The organism is Thalassobacter sp. HA4-2, assembly GCF_055693705.1.
Window position 1 is genome coordinate 2307023 of the sequence record NZ_JBVFUK010000001.1, and the last position, 16151, is coordinate 2323173.

16 protein-coding genes and 1 pseudogene are annotated in these 16151 nt (G+C 56.9%); 13 read left to right on the forward strand and 4 right to left on the reverse strand.

The genetic code is table 11. The features are described from left to right. Positions 1-85 precede the first annotated feature (85 nt). From ACZ1G0_RS11485 to ACZ1G0_RS11495, 3 genes are all read left to right on the forward strand, one after another. Positions 86-1777, forward strand: coding sequence for an ABC transporter ATP-binding protein (locus ACZ1G0_RS11485; protein WP_472737064.1), 1692 nt, complete (start codon positions 86-88; stop codon positions 1775-1777). Continuing rightward, positions 1777-2760 carry a glycosyltransferase family 2 protein gene (locus tag ACZ1G0_RS11490; RefSeq protein ID WP_472737065.1) on the forward strand — a complete coding sequence of 328 codons (984 nt, stop codon included), beginning with the start codon at positions 1777-1779 and terminating at the stop codon, positions 2758-2760. Before ACZ1G0_RS11485 ends, ACZ1G0_RS11490 begins: the two co-directional genes overlap by 1 nt. A gap of 85 nt (positions 2761-2845) precedes the next feature. Next, positions 2846-3871 (forward strand): glycosyltransferase family 2 protein, encoded by a 1026-nt coding sequence (locus ACZ1G0_RS11495; RefSeq protein ID WP_472737066.1) that lies wholly within the window; start codon positions 2846-2848, stop codon positions 3869-3871. 16 nt (positions 3872-3887) lie between these two features. Here the strand turns inward: ACZ1G0_RS11495 and ACZ1G0_RS11500 are convergent, their stop codons facing one another. After that, positions 3888-4451 carry a methyltransferase domain-containing protein gene (locus ACZ1G0_RS11500; protein WP_472737067.1) on the reverse strand — a complete coding sequence of 188 codons (564 nt, stop codon included), beginning with the start codon at positions 4449-4451 and terminating at the stop codon, positions 3888-3890. Between the two features lie 194 nt (positions 4452-4645). Between ACZ1G0_RS11500 and ACZ1G0_RS11505 the strand changes: the two genes are divergently transcribed. Next, on the forward strand, positions 4646-5635 hold the full coding sequence (locus tag ACZ1G0_RS11505) for an NAD-dependent epimerase/dehydratase family protein (protein ID WP_472737068.1): 990 nt from the start codon (positions 4646-4648) through the stop codon (positions 5633-5635). A 4-nt stretch (positions 5636-5639) separates the two neighbouring features. On the opposite strand, the gene ACZ1G0_RS11510 is transcribed toward ACZ1G0_RS11505, so the two are convergent. Then, positions 5640-6938, reverse strand: a complete 1299-nt coding sequence (locus ACZ1G0_RS11510; protein ID WP_472737069.1) for a nucleotide sugar dehydrogenase — start codon at positions 6936-6938, stop codon at positions 5640-5642. Positions 6939-7088: 150 nt separating this feature from the next. Then, a pseudogene (locus ACZ1G0_RS11515) lies at positions 7089-8254 on the reverse strand (IS3 family transposase). A 51-nt stretch (positions 8255-8305) separates the two neighbouring features. On the opposite strand from ACZ1G0_RS11515, the gene ACZ1G0_RS11520 reads away from it, so the two are divergent. From ACZ1G0_RS11520 to ACZ1G0_RS11560, 9 genes are all read left to right on the forward strand, one after another. Then, complete coding sequence (locus ACZ1G0_RS11520) at positions 8306-8629, forward strand: hypothetical protein (RefSeq protein ID WP_472737070.1); 324 nt, start codon at positions 8306-8308, stop codon at positions 8627-8629. A 33-nt stretch (positions 8630-8662) separates the two neighbouring features. After that, a complete protein-coding gene (locus tag ACZ1G0_RS11525; protein WP_472737071.1) occupies positions 8663-8809 on the forward strand; it encodes a hypothetical protein in 147 nt (48 codons plus the stop codon). A gap of 209 nt (positions 8810-9018) precedes the next feature. Next, positions 9019-10587: an AAA family ATPase gene (locus ACZ1G0_RS11530; RefSeq protein ID WP_472737072.1), complete on the forward strand. Its 1569-nt coding sequence runs from the start codon at positions 9019-9021 to the stop codon at positions 10585-10587. Between the two features lie 58 nt (positions 10588-10645). Next, positions 10646-10858, forward strand: coding sequence for a helix-turn-helix transcriptional regulator (locus ACZ1G0_RS11535; RefSeq protein WP_472737073.1), 213 nt, complete (start codon positions 10646-10648; stop codon positions 10856-10858). 543 nt (positions 10859-11401) lie between these two features. Continuing rightward, positions 11402-12601, forward strand: coding sequence for a tyrosine-type recombinase/integrase (locus ACZ1G0_RS11540; protein ID WP_472737074.1), 1200 nt, complete (start codon positions 11402-11404; stop codon positions 12599-12601). Further along, positions 12561-13106, forward strand: coding sequence for a hypothetical protein (locus tag ACZ1G0_RS11545; RefSeq protein ID WP_472737075.1), 546 nt, complete (start codon positions 12561-12563; stop codon positions 13104-13106). The genes ACZ1G0_RS11540 and ACZ1G0_RS11545 overlap by 41 nt, the downstream gene beginning before the upstream one ends. A 114-nt stretch (positions 13107-13220) precedes the next feature. Next, positions 13221-13445, forward strand: a complete 225-nt coding sequence (locus ACZ1G0_RS11550) for a helix-turn-helix transcriptional regulator (protein WP_472737076.1) — start codon at positions 13221-13223, stop codon at positions 13443-13445. Between the two features lie 258 nt (positions 13446-13703). After that, entirely contained in the window at positions 13704-14483 is a 780-nt protein-coding gene (locus tag ACZ1G0_RS11555; RefSeq protein ID WP_472737077.1) for a DNA-primase RepB domain-containing protein, read from the forward strand. A gap of 92 nt (positions 14484-14575) precedes the next feature. After that, positions 14576-15451, forward strand: a complete 876-nt coding sequence (locus ACZ1G0_RS11560; RefSeq protein ID WP_472737801.1) for an AAA family ATPase — start codon at positions 14576-14578, stop codon at positions 15449-15451. 416 nt (positions 15452-15867) lie between these two features. Here ACZ1G0_RS11560 and ACZ1G0_RS11565 read toward each other — a convergent pair whose 3' ends face one another. Beyond that, entirely contained in the window at positions 15868-16098 is a 231-nt protein-coding gene (locus tag ACZ1G0_RS11565; protein ID WP_472737078.1) for a hypothetical protein, read from the reverse strand. Positions 16099-16151: the final 53 nt, after the last annotated feature.

Below are 16151 nucleotides of genomic sequence, written 5' to 3' on the forward strand. Positions count from 1 at the left end.
GGGGTAGACGGAATTGCTAACTTTCGCGATACGTTTGGAATGGTTTTCCGAAACTCTGTTCCGCACGACGCCCTGGCCGATTTGCATGACTAATCTACGGATTATTCTTGGCGGGCTTTCTCCGCGTGCCCGCGCACATCTTGTGGTCGTTCTGGCCTTGGGCGGGCTGACAGCAGCACTTGAAGTGGTGACGATTGGCGCGATCATGCCGTTGATCGCTTTGGCGGCAGCAGGGCAAATCACACGAACGACTGTGCCTTTTGACCTGCCGTGGATAGATGACGTGTCCTCCGCCTTTGTCACTGTCATCGGCGTACTTTTGATCACAGGCGCGTTCAGGGTTGCGCGACTGATCCTGACGCAATCCCTTCTGGCCAATATCAGTGCCGAGCTGCGAGGACGCCTGTTCAACGTCGCACTGCATACATCGTACCGGGAGCTTTTGGGCCAAAACAGCGCGGACCTTTTGGTTGGGGTCTCGCGGGCGGAAACATTTGTTTGGAATGTCCTGCAGCCACTTTTGCAGACTTTCACCAATCTTGCAGTGTCACTTGCCATCGGCGGCTTTCTGGTATGGCTGGCGCCCACTCTGACCATTTTGGCGGTGGGGGTGGTCTGTGTTCTTTACGCCGGCCTCACATGGGGTGTCGGCCCCATCCTAAGCCGCAATTCACAACAGATGGACACCGCGACAGTCACACTGACCCAGACTCTGCAAGAGGCTTCGGGCGGCATGCGGGACATTATCCTGCAACGACTGCAAGCCAGCGTCCTTCGTCGCTTTCAGTCGGCGGACCTGCAGCGGCTGACCTACCAGCGCCAAACGGCTGTCTTGACCGCGATGCCACCGCTGCTGATTGACACGGCACGGATCATGGCAGTGGCCGCAATTACTGTCTATCAGGTGGGACAGGTCGGGGGACTTATGGCAGGGCTGCCCGTTTTGGGCGCTCTGGCCCTTGGGATCCAACGTCTCTTGCCTGCGGTCAACGGTGCCTATGCCGGTATCCTTGCCGTCAAAGGCAACACCTTTGTCATAAGCGCCGTTGCCCGCGGGCTCGAGGCAGACCGAACCCGATACGCACGCGGGCGCGACGCCGCTCCGCTAACTCTTGCGCGCGATATCACCTTTGACCGCGTCAGCTTTGCCTACCCCCAAGGGGGCGCAACGCTGAGTAACGTCAGCTTTACACTCCCGAAAGGCGCGCACTTGGGGATTGAAGGGGCAACGGGCAGCGGGAAGAGCACCCTGTTGGACCTATGCGCCGGGTTGCTGATGCCCGACACAGGTCATATCCGGATTGATGGGTTAGAGTTGACCCCTGCACTTACCCCCAGTTGGCAAGCGGCATTGGCCTATGTGCCCCAGACCATCCACCTCAACGACGCATCTGTCGCCCGCAACATCGTCTTGGACGGGCCGTTGGATATGGCGCGCCTTACACAGGTCGCGCAGGCGGCGTGTCTTTTGGACGTGATCGAAAACCTGCCAAAAGGGTGGGACACCGAAGTTGGAGAGCGCGGGGTGCGCCTGTCCGGCGGGCAGCGTCAAAGGATCGGTATCGCACGCGCGCTGTACCTACAGCCACAGGTGTTGATATTGGACGAGGCGACCAGTGCTCTAGACCCCGACACAGAAAATCAAGTGATGGCCGCAATTGCGAACCTACAAGCACGCCCGACCATTGTCTCCGTCGCGCACCGGCCCAGCACGCTGGCCCATTGCACCCTGCGCTTGCGTCTGACGGAAGGCCGCGCAACACAGGTGCCCCTTTGATGAGGCAACCAAGTCCGAAGATCGTTAAAGGCCGCGTGTCGGTCATTGTGCCGACTTTCAACCGTGCAGCCTTGATTGGCCAGACACTAGCCTCGATCAACGATCTGGATTGGCCTGATGTGGAGGTGATCGTAGTAGATGACGGGTCCACCGACGACACACAAGCGATTGTGGAGGGTTTGCGCGCGGACGGTTACCGCTGGCCTTTGGAATACATCTGGCAGGCCAACGCGGGCCCAGCGACCGCGCGCAACACCGGTCGCGCGGTCGCACGCGGTGAATACCTATATCATCTTGATTCCGACGATCTGGTAGCCCCGCAGGCCTTTGACGCGATGATCGCCGCAATCGAAAGGTCGGGGGCCGCCTATGCCATTGGGATCGTCGAGAATACGGATCTGGATGGAGTGCGACTGACCGACCGCCCTTTCAGCCCCCATAAAGTCGTACCCGATGATATATTGGCATCTTCGTGGTACACCCACGCGGCCCTATACAGGTGGGATGTGTTAGATCGCGCCGGCGGATACTCCGAGGCCTTGCGCACCGGCGAGGATACGGAGCTACACTGGCGTATCATGGCCACATCAGGCTGGCCTGCGATGTACGAGGGGTTGATCGGGGCGCGGCGTGTGCATGACATGGGCCATCTGGGTGTCGAAAGTGCTACGTGTTCGGACGAGATCAACACCATGCTCGCGGTTTATGAGCCTTACTTTTCAGCCTGCCCAGTTGCGTTTTGCACCCTCATCAACGCCTTTCGGGTGCTGCGCTTTGGCACGGAATGTGGGCTGATGGGCGATGTAAAAACCAAGGCACGCTGCACCGCATTACTGAAACGCATGGGTCAGGTGCGCGGGGCAATACGCCTGCTGCCCGTATTCCTTTTGCCGAGGTCAGTGCTCTACTATCGTATCGTGCAACGCCTATGGCGGGTTATACGCGATATTACACAAAGGCCTGCGCCACATCAAAACGTATGACCGGCCCAATTGTAAGTAACTGAAAGCCCCCCGTGCAGCGGTCGCGTTGACATCCGCACCTTACGTCGGTGATGGTCCACGCAACGTGAATATATCAACCAACACCATAGCTGACGCAGCGGCGCCTCCAACGGTCACCGATCCGCTTATCTCTGTCATAATTACGACCTTTGACAGAAAGGATCTGGTCCAACAGGCGATCCAGTCCATCGTGGATCAGACATGGTCCAACATCGAGATCGTCGTGGTCGATGACGGGTCCACCGATGGCACCGTCGACGTCTTGCGGACCGTATCTACGCAATCGGATCGGCATGCCCGGGATATGAGCGTCGTGTATCAACCCAACGCAGGCCCCGCATCAGCGCGCAATCATGGTGTGTCGCTGGCCCATGGCGCATTTGTTTTCTTCCTCGATTCCGATGATACCATGGACCCCAATGCACTTGAGGATATGGTATGCGCCATGATTGCGGCGGACGTGCCGCTGGCACTCGCGCCCATCCGTTCTGTCAATCTTGACGGGACACCTGTCGAAGATTTCGGGACTGGCACACCGTTTTTTTCCAAGGCCCCGTTCAAAGCGCGCTGGTTCACCCACTCTGCCCTGTATCGCCGGTCCCTGATTGATCGGGCCGGACCCTATTGCGAGACATTGCGCATCGGCGAGGACAGCGAGTACCACCGCCGCATTGTCCTTTTGATCGATAAACCGATTCAATTGACCCATACCGTTGGTTCACGGCGGCACCACGACTTTGGTCACTTGTCCGAAGAGCGAAGCCCGCAGATCTGCGCATTTGTCGACACGCTTTTGGTGCACGAGGCATGGATCATCGCAAACGGCTTCGATCCCATCCGGTACAGTTTACGCAACTACCTCACCTTTTTGACCATCGGAACACGCCGGGCAGCACAAGGGGAGTTTCGCGACAGGGACCAACTGGTGGCTTTGGTCCGACGTCGTTTTCATGCCTTCCATCCTGTCGCGTTGCTGTACCGGGTGCACTTTGCGACCGCCTCTGTTGCCTACTATCGCAGCGCGGTCCGATTGATTGACGCCCTACGCTACCTCAGACATCAAGGAACAGCAAAACTGCGGCGACACTGACTTGGCAGTGCTGGACCTACTTCACGGCTTCCATATTCAGACTCATGAGCAGGCCATTCTCTTTGTCCATATGGGGCCAGTAGGCTTGGGAGTAATCGTCCACATGGGCATGTTCGGTCCTGCGCCAATCCCAAAGCCGAACGTCGGAAAAGCCGATGTCGCGCAGGCTGGCGTCTAAGGTCACTTGGTCAAACACGGTGTTGTGGTAATCCAAGGCGTCGCGCTGCCCGCCAACCAAGGCCCCCCAATGAGGCGCCATGCCTTTGTCCACATTCTGCGTCATCTGGTAGACCTGAACAGTCTTGGCGAAATCTGGGACCGACACACGCAAAACCCCGCCTGGCCGCAAAACCCGAAACCATTCGGCAAGGACGGACATATACACATGCCGCCCGAAATGTTCCAACACATGGCTGGCGTAGATCAGATCAACGGAGTTGTCGGCAAAGCCATCCAGCGCTTCGACCGCTGACACATGATCCACGTGTTCAAAGGGGCGCGCATCCACGTGGACAAAACCTTCGATATAGCGCGGCCCACAGCCCAGATGCAGCTTTAGCGCGCTTGTGTCTTTACCCACGTTATGGACCCTCATCCTACGCCGTTCGCGACGACCAAGTCTTGTCGCAGACAGTGGCCTGTTTGGGGCATCAGGCCAAGCGGGTAAAAAGTCGCCACGCCATTTGGACTGACGCCTTGTACCCAGTCGCAGTGGCCGTCAAGGTGGAGTCTCATGATTTAGCATCGCTTGACCGCAGCACAGAGGGATCAGATTTGAAAACAGCGCTTGTTTTGGGTGCCGCCGGGTTTATCGGCCATCACCTGACCAAAGACTTGAAGCAGCGCGGCTATTGGGTCCGCGGCGTGGACATTGTCGCACCAGAATTTGAGGCCAGTGCTGCGGACGATTTTGTTCTTGGAGATCTGCGCGACGCTCAAGTCATCCGGGATGCCGCAGATCGCCACTTCGACGAGGTTTACCAATTGGCCGCCGATATGGGGGGCGCAGCGTATATCTTCACCGGCGACAATGACGCCGCAGTGATGTCAAACTCTGCGCAGATCAACCTGAACGTCGCCACGCAATTCACGGCGAAATCGGTGGGGCGACTGTTCTTCGCCTCCTCTGCCTGCGTCTATCCAATCCATACGCAATCCGACCCAGACAATCCCAATTGCGAGGAAAGCGCAGCTTATCCGGCAAACCCAGACAGTGACTATGGATGGGAAAAGCTATTCAGCGAGCGGTTGTTTCAGGCGCACGCCCGCAACAACGGGCTAAACGTGGCCATCGGTCGATATCACAACATCTTCGGCCCCCTCAGCACGTGGGACGGGGGACGGGAAAAGGCGCCCTCTGCCATCTGTCGCAAAGTGGCCGAGGCGCCCGAGGGGGGCACGATCGAGATCTGGGGTGACGGGACACAGACCCGGTCCTTCCTGTTCATTGACGAATGTCTGGAGGGTACCCGCCGACTTGTCCAATCGGACTGGGGTGAACCTGTCAACATAGGGTCCGAAGAGATGATTGCCCTGCAGGATATGGCCAAACTGGTGATTGATATATCCGGCAAAAACCTTTCGATCCGCAACATCGACGGACCGGTGGGCGTGATGGGACGCAATTCAGACAACCGGTTGATCCGGCAAATGTTGGGCTGGGAACCGACCGCTGCCCTACGAACGGGGCTGGAAAGTACCTATGGTTGGGTGGATCAACAGGTCAAAGCACGTACGCCCAAGTTCACCAAAGCCGCAAGCTAGACCCCTACCTCGGCCCTTGCCCAAACCGTATCATGGGGGCCACACAGGGGCCCGGCGGCGCACGACCGTCCACCATGACAACGCTGTGGTTGCTGGTCAGCCGCGTGGCCCAGTCTGTCGGCAGATCACTTGCGTGGACGGGGATGACCCAGGCACTGTTGGCCAAGGCAACCTCCAGCCCTTCGGTCACGACGACATCCGGGGCCAATGCGCCAAGGTCCATATGCGCGGCATAGGCATCGAAAGCCGTCACGGCACACCCAGCCTTGGAAAGAGTATTGCACAGGTCAATCGCCGCAGAGGCAACGGTATGCGGACTGCCCGCCTTATAGCCCAGCCCCAACACCGCGCAGCGGCCCCCTTGCCCTACCAGATCTGCCAACTGGCGGGTATGTTCCACATTCAAACCTGCTACAGCTTGAGGAAACGCGCCCGACAGCCCCACGTCCGTCAGAGCAGCCGCAAGCGCATCGGTATCCCGCGGCAAACACGGCCCCCCATAGCCCATACCATGTCGCAGAAAGGCGGATCCGATCCGGTGATCCGCCCCAAGCGCGCCAAGAATATCTGACGCATCAGCCCCTTGCATGCGGTGGGCCAAGGCTCCGATCAGATTGGCAAAACTGATCTTGGTGGTCAGAAAGTTGTTGAGTGCCAGCTTGGCGATCTCGACGCTTTGCGCGCTCATGCGATGGATAGGCGTGCCCCGGGGCAGAATGGCGCGATAGAAAGCCTCCAGCTGATCGGCACCGCGCGTGTCCACCTGACCTACAAAGGCAAAATCTGGCTCCATAAAACCTGCGATCACGTCCCCCAAGGCAATCAGCGCCGGAGCGTAGCACAGGCTGACCCCGTCACCACAGGCCGTGCCCATCGCACGCTCCAAGGTGGGGCGGATCGTGGTCTCAATGGACCCAGGCGATACCGTACTGACCAGAACAAGGGTTGACGCGTTGTCGCTTGCGGCCAAGACCGGACCCAAGTCTTGGCATGCGGCCTCAACATAGGCAGTGGAAAACCCACCGCCGGACGCGGAGGGTGTCGGCACGATCAAGAATACAAGCGCCGCGTCTCGCACAGCGGCACCCACTGTGGGCTTGATTTGCAGATTGGCATGTCCGTGCGCCAGCGCCTCAGCCAAACCAGCCTCGGCCTCAAGCTCCAGAGCGCCCCATTCCCCGGCCGCAAGTGCTGCACTGCGAGTGTGGTCTGCATCGTACCCTCTGACCCTGTAGCCCCGCGCAGCGAGGGCCGCTGCGAAGGGTAGTCCGACCTTACCAAGACCGACGACCGCTATATCCACCTGCATCCCCTCGCCCCGCTTTCCTATGTTCAGAGCCTTACCTTCTACGGGTCATCAGATAAATGCACTATGTCTCTCGCTAGGGCGTAGGCCGACTTGGTGATCCTTCTCTTGGACCTGTCACATTTTTGTGCCGCCCCACGTGCTCGTTTAGGCCACCGTCCGTTCAAAAGCGACGGGGCTTGTCCAACCCAATGCTGAGTGTCGGTGGCGTGGATTGTAGAAGCCGTTGATGTATTCAAAGATCGCCATCTCAGCCTTGCGTCGCGTTTCCCAAGGATGTCGCCAAATCAGTTCTGCTTTGATGGTTTTGAAGAATGTCTCGACAGCCGCATTGTCGTAGCAATTACCTTTGTCAGACATAGATCCTTTGAATCCATGTTGGCGCAGGAGCTTTTGGTCGTCGTCTAAACACTATTGCGCCCCACGATCCGTGTGATGAATGCAGCCCTTGGGCGGCTGCCGGAACGCGATGGCACTCTTCAACGCTCGGAATGCAAGGTCTCGTTTCACACGATTGCTCACCGCGCAGCCGATCACACGCTTTGGATGAAAGTCCAGGATAACTGCCAGATAAAGCCAACCCTCGCGTGTCCAGACATAGCTGATGTCACCCGACCATTTCTGGTTTGGTGCATCCGCCACGAAGTCACCATCCACCAGATTGGGCGCGATGTTGAACTTGTGATCGCTTTACCCTCTCGACAGATTGCTTCGCGATCACCTACCGGACAATGGTTTTCACCTTATGTTTACGGGATCTAACGCTGATATGCCGTTCTGGCGCATCAGGCGACCAACACTACGATGGCCACCATCCAATCCGATCTCTTTCAGCTCTTACGTCTAGCGTGGTCGACCATAGCTGCCCAAGCTCAGACGGGATTGTTCTTTGATATGGGCTAGCGTGATCAAATCAGACCGCTGTCTGCGGCTGCCTGCACGGCTGCGGAACGCACGCAAACCACGTGAACTGACGCCAACAACCTCACACAACTGATTGGCTGGAAAACTGAACCTGTGTTCTTCGACAAACCTAAATCTCATGGCCTTAGGCCCGCAAAGAACTGGGTGGCCTTCTTTAGGATTTTCTCCTCCTTGAGAAGTTTGATCTCGCGTCGAAGTCGGTCATTCTCTTTCGCGAGCTCTATATCTTTTTTCGACACTCCGTCCGTATCTCGAGGCGCGGGAGTCCATTTGTTCAGCGTCGACATGCCGACACCCAGATCGTCAGCCACCTGCTTGCGCGTAAGCCCGCTTGTCAGCGCGATACGCACAGCATCCGCGCGGAATTCTTCCCTCCGTTCCAGTCCCATGGTTCGTCTCCTTTGTTGCGGTAAAGGCTATCCAAAGGAGCGGCACAAAGCGTGACAGGTCCACTTACATTATTGCCCCCGCACGACAGCGCGCTCTCTCCGCATGCTCTTTCAGTCCCTTGCCCTCTTCTTCGTCGGATCGCCCTTTGGCACCGCGACAGAGTCGCGGAAATCAAGCCGGAACCGGATGCAGACTTCGGTTTCGATGATATCGAAACGGAAGACCCGCCGGGCCAGACTTCGGCCGAACGCTTGGAGGCCTTGGCGCTGCCCTTGGAACACCGGATCAATGCGCTCTATTCCGCCACGCCCGCGGCCTCGCTGATGTCGCTTGCGGAAATCGCCCAGGCTTTGTCCGAAGTGCACGACCCTTAGGCCGAAGAAACGGAGACGTTTCGGAATGGGCGTATGCTGCAGCCACCGATCCGGATTATGTCGGTTGCCGCACGCTTCGCGGCGATTTTTGAGACTGCGGAGATCAAGGACGAGATGACCCGCAGCCGCGCCTTGACGCGGTTCGAAATCGAATCCGCTGACACGGGGCGGGCGCCTTAGAATGAGCTGACACGTATCCTCCATGGCTCTCGGAGCTTTCAGATCCGCTTGAGGACACATGGCGGTCTTTCGACACTCCGGCCTGGGGTCAACACGCTGCAGACACCAGATCGCAGGCGAACCACAGGCGCATTGACTACGAAAAATCTGTCTCGTCAGCTGTGCGGCAGGGCCAGAAAGTCCTTTGCATCGTACCTGCGGGGGCGCACATGTCGCCGGTTGAACGTGCGGTGTCTGAACGAACCGTGCAGCTACCGCAACTGACAGACGACATCTGCATCGAATTGCTCCGGACAACCCACTCTACGACCGGCCAACTCGCTGAAGATGAAATCCGGAAACGCCTTCCGACGTCGGCCGAGCTTTCCAATTTGCCTTTGGCCGTTCTCGAGGGTGCATTCCGTGAGAAGACGACGATCGCTGTTGCGGACGCTCTCGCCCTCTCTGCTCAAAGGCTTCAAAAACCATCCGGAACCACTCTGAAAGACATCGTGCTCAATGCGGATGTGCGGGAACATGTCGACCGCTTGGTCCATGATGTTGCACTTTGGAAGGACGGGAACATGAATTGGAAAGACATCTCATCATCGATCCTGCTCTTCGGCCCGCCAGGAAACGGGAAAACGCTGCTTGCCTCCGCGTTGGCCGGGTCGCTCAATGCCGCATTCACCGCGACCAGCTACTCGGATTGCCAGAAACACGACCACCAAGGCGATATGCTGCGGGCCTTGTCGGACAAGGTTGAGGAAGCAATCCGGATGCGACCATCTGTGTTTTTCTTGGATGAACTGGACAGTTTTACCCATCGAAATGCACCGAAGCGGAATTCCGATTACATCGTCGGAGTGGTCAATGGCCTACTGGAGCACCTGAGCCGGCTGAATGAAATGCCTGGCGTAAACGTCCTGGGTGCCACGAACTATCCGGACACCATCGATCCGGCGGTCATCCGGCCCGGACGCTTCGACGTGCATCTCGAGATCAGCAATCCGGATAGAAGCGCGATTTCACAGATCCTTCGACATGTCATGGGCAAGGCCAACGTCCCCATTGATATGGGCAATGTGGCTGACAGTCTTCTGGGCTCTTCCGGCGCGCAGGTCGTTGCCCTCGTCAAGGAGGCCAAGGGGCTTGCCCGTCGCGAGGGGACCTCACTGGAAAATCGTTATCTCGTTGCAGTCGTTGACCGGATCCGCCGACCTTTGGATGGTGATACGGAATGGCGCAAAGCCGTCCACGAAGCCGGGCATCTTGTCGTAGCCCAATGCCTCGGCCTCCCTGCGCCCGTAAAGGCGACCATGTCGCGCTTCGGTGGTTTCGTTGATGTGGCATCCCGTCCTCTGGAAAGCAGACAATCCGCACGAGACCGCATCGCGGCTCTGCTCGGTGGTCGGGCGGCAGAAATCATCCTTCTCGAAGAAGCCATGAACGGGGCCGGAATCGGAGCGCAATCGGATCTCGCCTTCGCAACCAGGATTGCTGAAAAAACGCTGTTTGAGTGGGGGCTCGGCGATCAGCTGGCCTTCACATCGGTCGACCTCGCTAACCCTGCAGGCGTCGCACCGAGCGCGATCAAGGAAATTGATGCGCTCCTCCATGAGCAACAGGAAAGCGCAATCCGGATCGCAGACCAGCATCAGGATGACATTGTCAGGATCGGCGAGGCGCTCTTGAAAGAACGAGAGCTGTCAGCGGCAAGGCTTCGGGAGTTGCTCAGCCCGATCGAAAATTGCGAGACAAAACCTGATACATGTGGAAAACCGTCCAAGTGCGTTTGAGTTCCGGTTCTCCAAGACCTTTGTCGTCGGTCCAGACACCTGCACGACGAGACTTCCAATGCCCATCCGCGACAATCTGCGCCTGCTCACCGTTGAACAAGTTGCCGAGATTTTCGGCCGCGATCGCACGACCATCGACAGGTGGTGCCGTGAGCGCAAGGATTTCCCGCAGAAGGTTCAACTTCGACCTGTCGGCTCCCGCTTTATCGCCGAAGAGATCGAACACTATTTCCAGAAGTCCATCGATGATCGGGACGCAGGCACGTCCTAGCACCTCGCAACACCAACGTTTCAAGACACATCTGCCCGTCCGGCAGCACGGTCATTCACCGAGGGTTTCCGATAAAGCTGGGGTTTCCATCCCCGTTCATGGAAAGCCCGTGCCTCCAGCATGCGATGCAAAAAGTTGCCCCATGGTTGCCCCGAGGTCCAAATTACCCGCGAGGCACCATTACAAGTAAAGCTTGAGGGCCAGCTTTGATCAATCTTTTCAGATAGTTGAAATGGTGCCCGGGGGCGGAATCGAACCACCGACACGAGGATTTTCAAACGGTCTTGCAATCCGTGCGTACTGGCTCAGGGTCGCTCAATCCGTTGCGTAGGTGATTGAAACCTTTGATCTTTGAGCTTGGCAGATCGTCTCGGCCCATCTCACACCGGAGCAATCAAGCACACCGCTCCTGCTACCCGAGTGATACCCACAGAGTGTTTTGATGTCACAACCTTTTCAATCGAACTCAAGCCACGCGAAATCCCTGCAAACCGTCTAGGGTTGTCCCTGACGCAGCGCCTCTGCCCGTCTTATTGTGGCAGCATGATACGCAAACTCACATCCAAGTTCATCGAAGCCTTGAAACCCGATCCGTCGAAACGCCTTGAGTTTCGAGACGAGTTGATGCCGGGACGGGTCCTTCGCGTAAGTAAGACGGGCACCAAGACCTTCTGCCTACACAAGCGTGTCAACGGGAAGATGCGGCGACTGACCGTAGGTCGCTTTGGCGTGCTTTCGCTTTCAGAGGCACGGGAACAGGTGCGACAGGTCCTTTACGAAATCGAGACAGGGCGTTTTGAAGACCACACAGGGATTGAAGCCGACAGGAAACCCTCTTTGGGAGAGGTGATCCCCGACTACATCGAAAAGTATGCCAAAATTCACAACCGGGACTGGCAGCGCAAGCAAGCCCTGCTTGCCAAATTCACTGGCCTACATGGCAAGCGGATTGACGAGATCAAGCGCGCCGATGTCGTGAAAGCCTGCGACGTAGTCCAAGAAACCGCCCCCATCAGCACGAACCGCGCGCTCGCCCACCTAAAACATCTCATGGGTTGGTGTGTGGAACGCGGCATGATCGATGCGTCCCCCCTTTCTGGTATGAAACCGCCATCAGAGGAAAAATCTCGCGAACGGGTACTATCTGACGATGAACTGGGCGCACTATGGGCGGCCTGTGACACCGAAGGCTATCCTTTCGGGGATTGCATGAAGCTATTGATCCTCAGCGGCCAGAGACGCGCCGAGGTCGCCGAGATGCGCTGGTCGGAACTTGACCTTGAAAAACGCCTTTGGACCCTTCCGTCCCAGCGCGCCAAGAACGGCAAACAGCACACCGTACCGATCACGGACGAAATGCTGGACGTGCTGCGCAAAGTGCCAAGGTTCCTCAATTCGGATTTCGTGTTCACGACAACTGGCAAATCGCCAGTGTCGGGTTTCGGTCGCCTGAAAGAGCGGCTCGACAGGGCCATGCCCGAAGGCACAGAGCCCTGGATCAACCATGATTTGCGCCGTACGATGTCCACCAACATGGCGCAACTCGGCGTCCCACAGCCCGTGACTGAGGCGCTACTGAACCACAAAACGGGTGTGGTCTCAGGCGTAGCGGCAATCTACAGTGTTTATTCATATGCCGACGAAAAGCGCGAAGCACTCAGCGCATGGTCAAAGCACGTAATGAATTTAGTCAGGTCAAAACATGACGCAATCAGAACCGAAATTGCGAAAGCGTCAAATTGACCTTCTATTGCTCAGCATCATACGTGCTTATGAACATCCAGATGGCAAAAGCGAAGTGGACCGACTTGCTCAAGCGCGTTCTGCCATATTTGGCGAAAAGCGCGGCCGTGGGCGAACTGATGCCTTCGATGATTTGGCGCTCTTCAAAATACTAGACGAACACAGGAAGCGCGAACCCGACGGTTTGCGTGGTGCTATCGCGAAGAAGGACAAAGCGCTTCAAACGCCCGAATGGCATGACGAGATTGCTCGTGATCCCATGAAAGTTCGTGAAGCGGCGAGGCACTTCGCACAATTGGCCGGAACAAGTGGCAACGTGCGTGATGACGCTGTTGAAGACCGGCTGCGCCGGAAAGCTCGAACTCGACTTAGCAATCGAGAAATGGCTCAGATCGAAGCGCTGTTCGATCCTGACGCACCGCATACTCGAACAATTATCTCCATCCTCGAATTACTCGAAAATCTCGGTGTTCAGTCTGAAACGATCTGGGACGAAAACACCTGATTTGTGTCCCGCGACTGCGACCCATGTGCCTGCTAATCAGTAAGCACGAGAGGAAATGACCTCTCTTACAACACGATGGGGTCGACCCCTTCATCAAACCGATGGAGGACCATTATGAAACTCGAAGACGGTCGCAAGACCTTAGCTACGCGCAATGACTTGAAGCGCATGGGCATCAATGTGAGCAATACGTCCCTGTTGCGGTGGGAAAAGCAAGGACGCTTCCCAAGGCGTATCAGGATGGCTGGGACCACAGTTGCGTGGTTCGTGTCAGATCTTGAGGACTGGCTCGCTGACCGCGCCGATGAGCGCACCCGTACACATTACGCCGAATATTAAACGGCACTTCCCCTAAACGCCGCCACAGCTATGCCGCGCGCCTTTGCGTGCGCCTTGTGGCGTGCCCGCAAGAAAGAAAAGCCAATGATAAAATACACCTACAGGACTGAGTTTCCTTCACTAATGGCCGAAGGCGCTCCAAGGCATGAAGTTATTCACGACCAATATGATTTTCTCTGTGACCTCTGGCACAACCCCGGAAATGCGAGGTCCACAGTGTTCGGAAACCTCTGTTTTCGCCGCAAAGGCTCATCCAAGATGATCGACAAGTTCTTTCCTCTACGAGGTGTAGCCGATTTTGACCGCATTCTTCAGCGCTTCGACAGACATAGGTTCGACCAGTATTTCAGCCCGAACGTTTATTCGCGCCCCCGTAGGTTGGTCGATTGCGTCGTCACGACGCGCCTCGGCTGGTCTGATGTGGACGAAGCAGACCCCTTCGACTTCGATCCGAAGCCATCCTTGATATGGCAAACCTCGCCGGGTCGTACTCAGGCACTTTGGCATTGGGATCGCCCACACAGCGCAGCGCAGGCGTCCGCATTTTCCAAGGCTCTGGCCTATAGGCATGGCGGCGATAGCGGTAGCGCGGCCAACAAGCTGCTTCGGTTGCCGGGTTCATTCAACCACAAGCCCGGATACGACAAGCCTTTCATCCCACTTTTGCATTTCGACCCGACACCGATCACGGAACGTCCGAAACTACTTACTGAAGGCAACGAAACCCATGTGGCGGAACCGAAGGCGTTGGAAATGAATCCTCATGGGCATGACCGTATCTCTGTTTGGAAGAAATATAGACCAAAACTGAAAGTCACGACGGGCCATCTCTTGAGGCACAATGTGGCCCAAGCGCAGGATCGTTCGCGTCGCATCTTTGCCATAGTCGCAGGTCTGCATGAAGTGGGAGCGTCGATTGACGAAATCGCTGGTGCTGTTTGGACCAGTCCGTACTTCCGCGAAAAGTATGGAGACGACCTAGACGCCTTGGAGACAGAAGTTTCGCGCATCATCGCGAGAGTGGAGGCCGCGCAATGACGAAGAACGATATATTTCGTACGCTGGACGAGATCGCCGCCAAGGAAATCGATTGGCTTTGGGGATCGCTGATCCCTTAAGAGAAAACAACCATTCTCGAAGGTGACCCCGAACTGGGGAAATCATATCTATGTATGCACCTTGGCGCATTGGTGACTACAGGTGGAAAACTGCCCGATGGATCAAGGGTCGACAAAGGCAATGTCCTCTACATCAGTTCAGAGGATGACGCCGCCGACACCATTAGGCCGCGCATGGAGCAAATGGGGGCGGACCTTAAACGGGTCCGTGTCCTCGATGATTTTCTACTGTTCGACGACAAAGGTTTAGTACGGTTTCGCGAGAAGTTGGACGAGCACACCCCGGACCTAGTAGTGATCGACACGCTCTATTCCTTCCTCTCGGGCAAAGTCGATCTAGGCAAACCCACTTCCATCCGCGCCGCGCTTCATGAACTTGACCGACTGTTCAAGGAATATGGGCCTGCCGTTATCGCGATGAGGCATTGGACGAAAGGCGGCAAGGGTAAAGCCATATATCGCGGAGTCGGGTCAATAGACGTGATCGGCGTGGCGCGAACTGCGTTGGCGGTGGCAAAGCACCCCGAGAACGAAAACTTGCGCATCCTTGCGCAGGTGAAGAACAACATCGGCGCAAAACCAAAAAGCTTCGTCTACGAGATTGTCCCACAGCCCAAGGGCCTCCCGATCATTGAATGGCGCGGTACAACCCACTATTCCGCTGATGATCTGGAACGGCAGGGGCAGGACGACCAGAGCGAGGAAGCGTGCGCTGTAGAGTTCCTGCGGGAGGTGCTGGCAAAGGGGCCGTTGCCCTCATCCGAGCTAATCATAAGGGCGGCTGATGCGGACATTTCGCGTCCGACACAGAACCGTGCGAAGCGCGAGGCGGGGGCCAAGTCGGTAAAAGAGGGAAAGGCTTGGATTTGGAAACTCGACAAGTCCTGAACCCAAAGTTTCTCAAGCTGATCAACTTTCTCAGAAATATCGTGAGCAACATCGAAATCCAAGGTTGTCACCATTTTGATGAGAAAGATGAGAAGCTTGAGCATCTTCATTTCGGGTGGCAGCAGCGGCTCAGGGCCAAAAATCGCGGCAGTCGATATGACCCCTCGTCTGTCCGCAGGGTGCGCGCCGTTAAAAAAACGCCTCCCCCATCCCTCTGTGGTCGCCCGGTGCCAGTATCGCATCGGGCACCGCGCGGAACGCCTCAGACCGACACGGTGATCATGTATCAGTCTGTCGGGTTCGAGTCGGAGCCAAATCACCGAGTCTTTCCATGCAGTCCGCGTCGGCAGTGGTGTCCCACATCGCCCGCTGGGTTCCACTGGGGTAACAATCTGCTTGGTTAGGTGCACTCAATGTCATTCCTGCACCCAGCCCTTACGGTGATAGTGCCGCAGCACGATGGCACGATTGTACAGCGGGAAGCCGACCCAAAGGCCGTTGGCTGTGATCAGCGACAGGATCGCCCACAACCACATCCCCTTGAACAGGTAGTAGAGCGGGCCTAACAGCAGACACCAGAGCCGGTGCCAATTCCCCAAGATGGTTTTTGTCTGGCCGTTGCAGGCCCATGTCGCGCGTATCGTCATTACCGATTTCCTCGCTGGTTGGTTTCAATGCCAGCGCAATAAGATCGGAGACC

Coding starts and splice junctions, on each gene's coding strand:
- ACZ1G0_RS11490 (WP_472737065.1), top strand. CDS start 1,777: ATGAGGCAACCAAGTCCGAAGATCGTTAAAGGCCGCGTGTCGGTCATT.
- ACZ1G0_RS11540 (WP_472737074.1), top strand. CDS start 11,402: ATGATACGCAAACTCACATCCAAGTTCATCGAAGCCTTGAAACCCGAT.
- ACZ1G0_RS11525 (WP_472737071.1), top strand. CDS start 8,663: ATGCTGCAGCCACCGATCCGGATTATGTCGGTTGCCGCACGCTTCGCG.
- ACZ1G0_RS11550 (WP_472737076.1), top strand. CDS start 13,221: ATGAAACTCGAAGACGGTCGCAAGACCTTAGCTACGCGCAATGACTTG.
- ACZ1G0_RS11555 (WP_472737077.1), top strand. CDS start 13,704: ATGATCGACAAGTTCTTTCCTCTACGAGGTGTAGCCGATTTTGACCGC.
- ACZ1G0_RS11565 (WP_472737078.1), bottom strand. CDS start 16,098: ATGACGATACGCGCGACATGGGCCTGCAACGGCCAGACAAAAACCATC.
- ACZ1G0_RS11485 (WP_472737064.1), top strand. CDS start 86: ATGACTAATCTACGGATTATTCTTGGCGGGCTTTCTCCGCGTGCCCGC.
- ACZ1G0_RS11545 (WP_472737075.1), top strand. CDS start 12,561: ATGACGCAATCAGAACCGAAATTGCGAAAGCGTCAAATTGACCTTCTA.
- ACZ1G0_RS11530 (WP_472737072.1), top strand. CDS start 9,019: ATGTCGCCGGTTGAACGTGCGGTGTCTGAACGAACCGTGCAGCTACCG.
- ACZ1G0_RS11535 (WP_472737073.1), top strand. CDS start 10,646: ATGCCCATCCGCGACAATCTGCGCCTGCTCACCGTTGAACAAGTTGCC.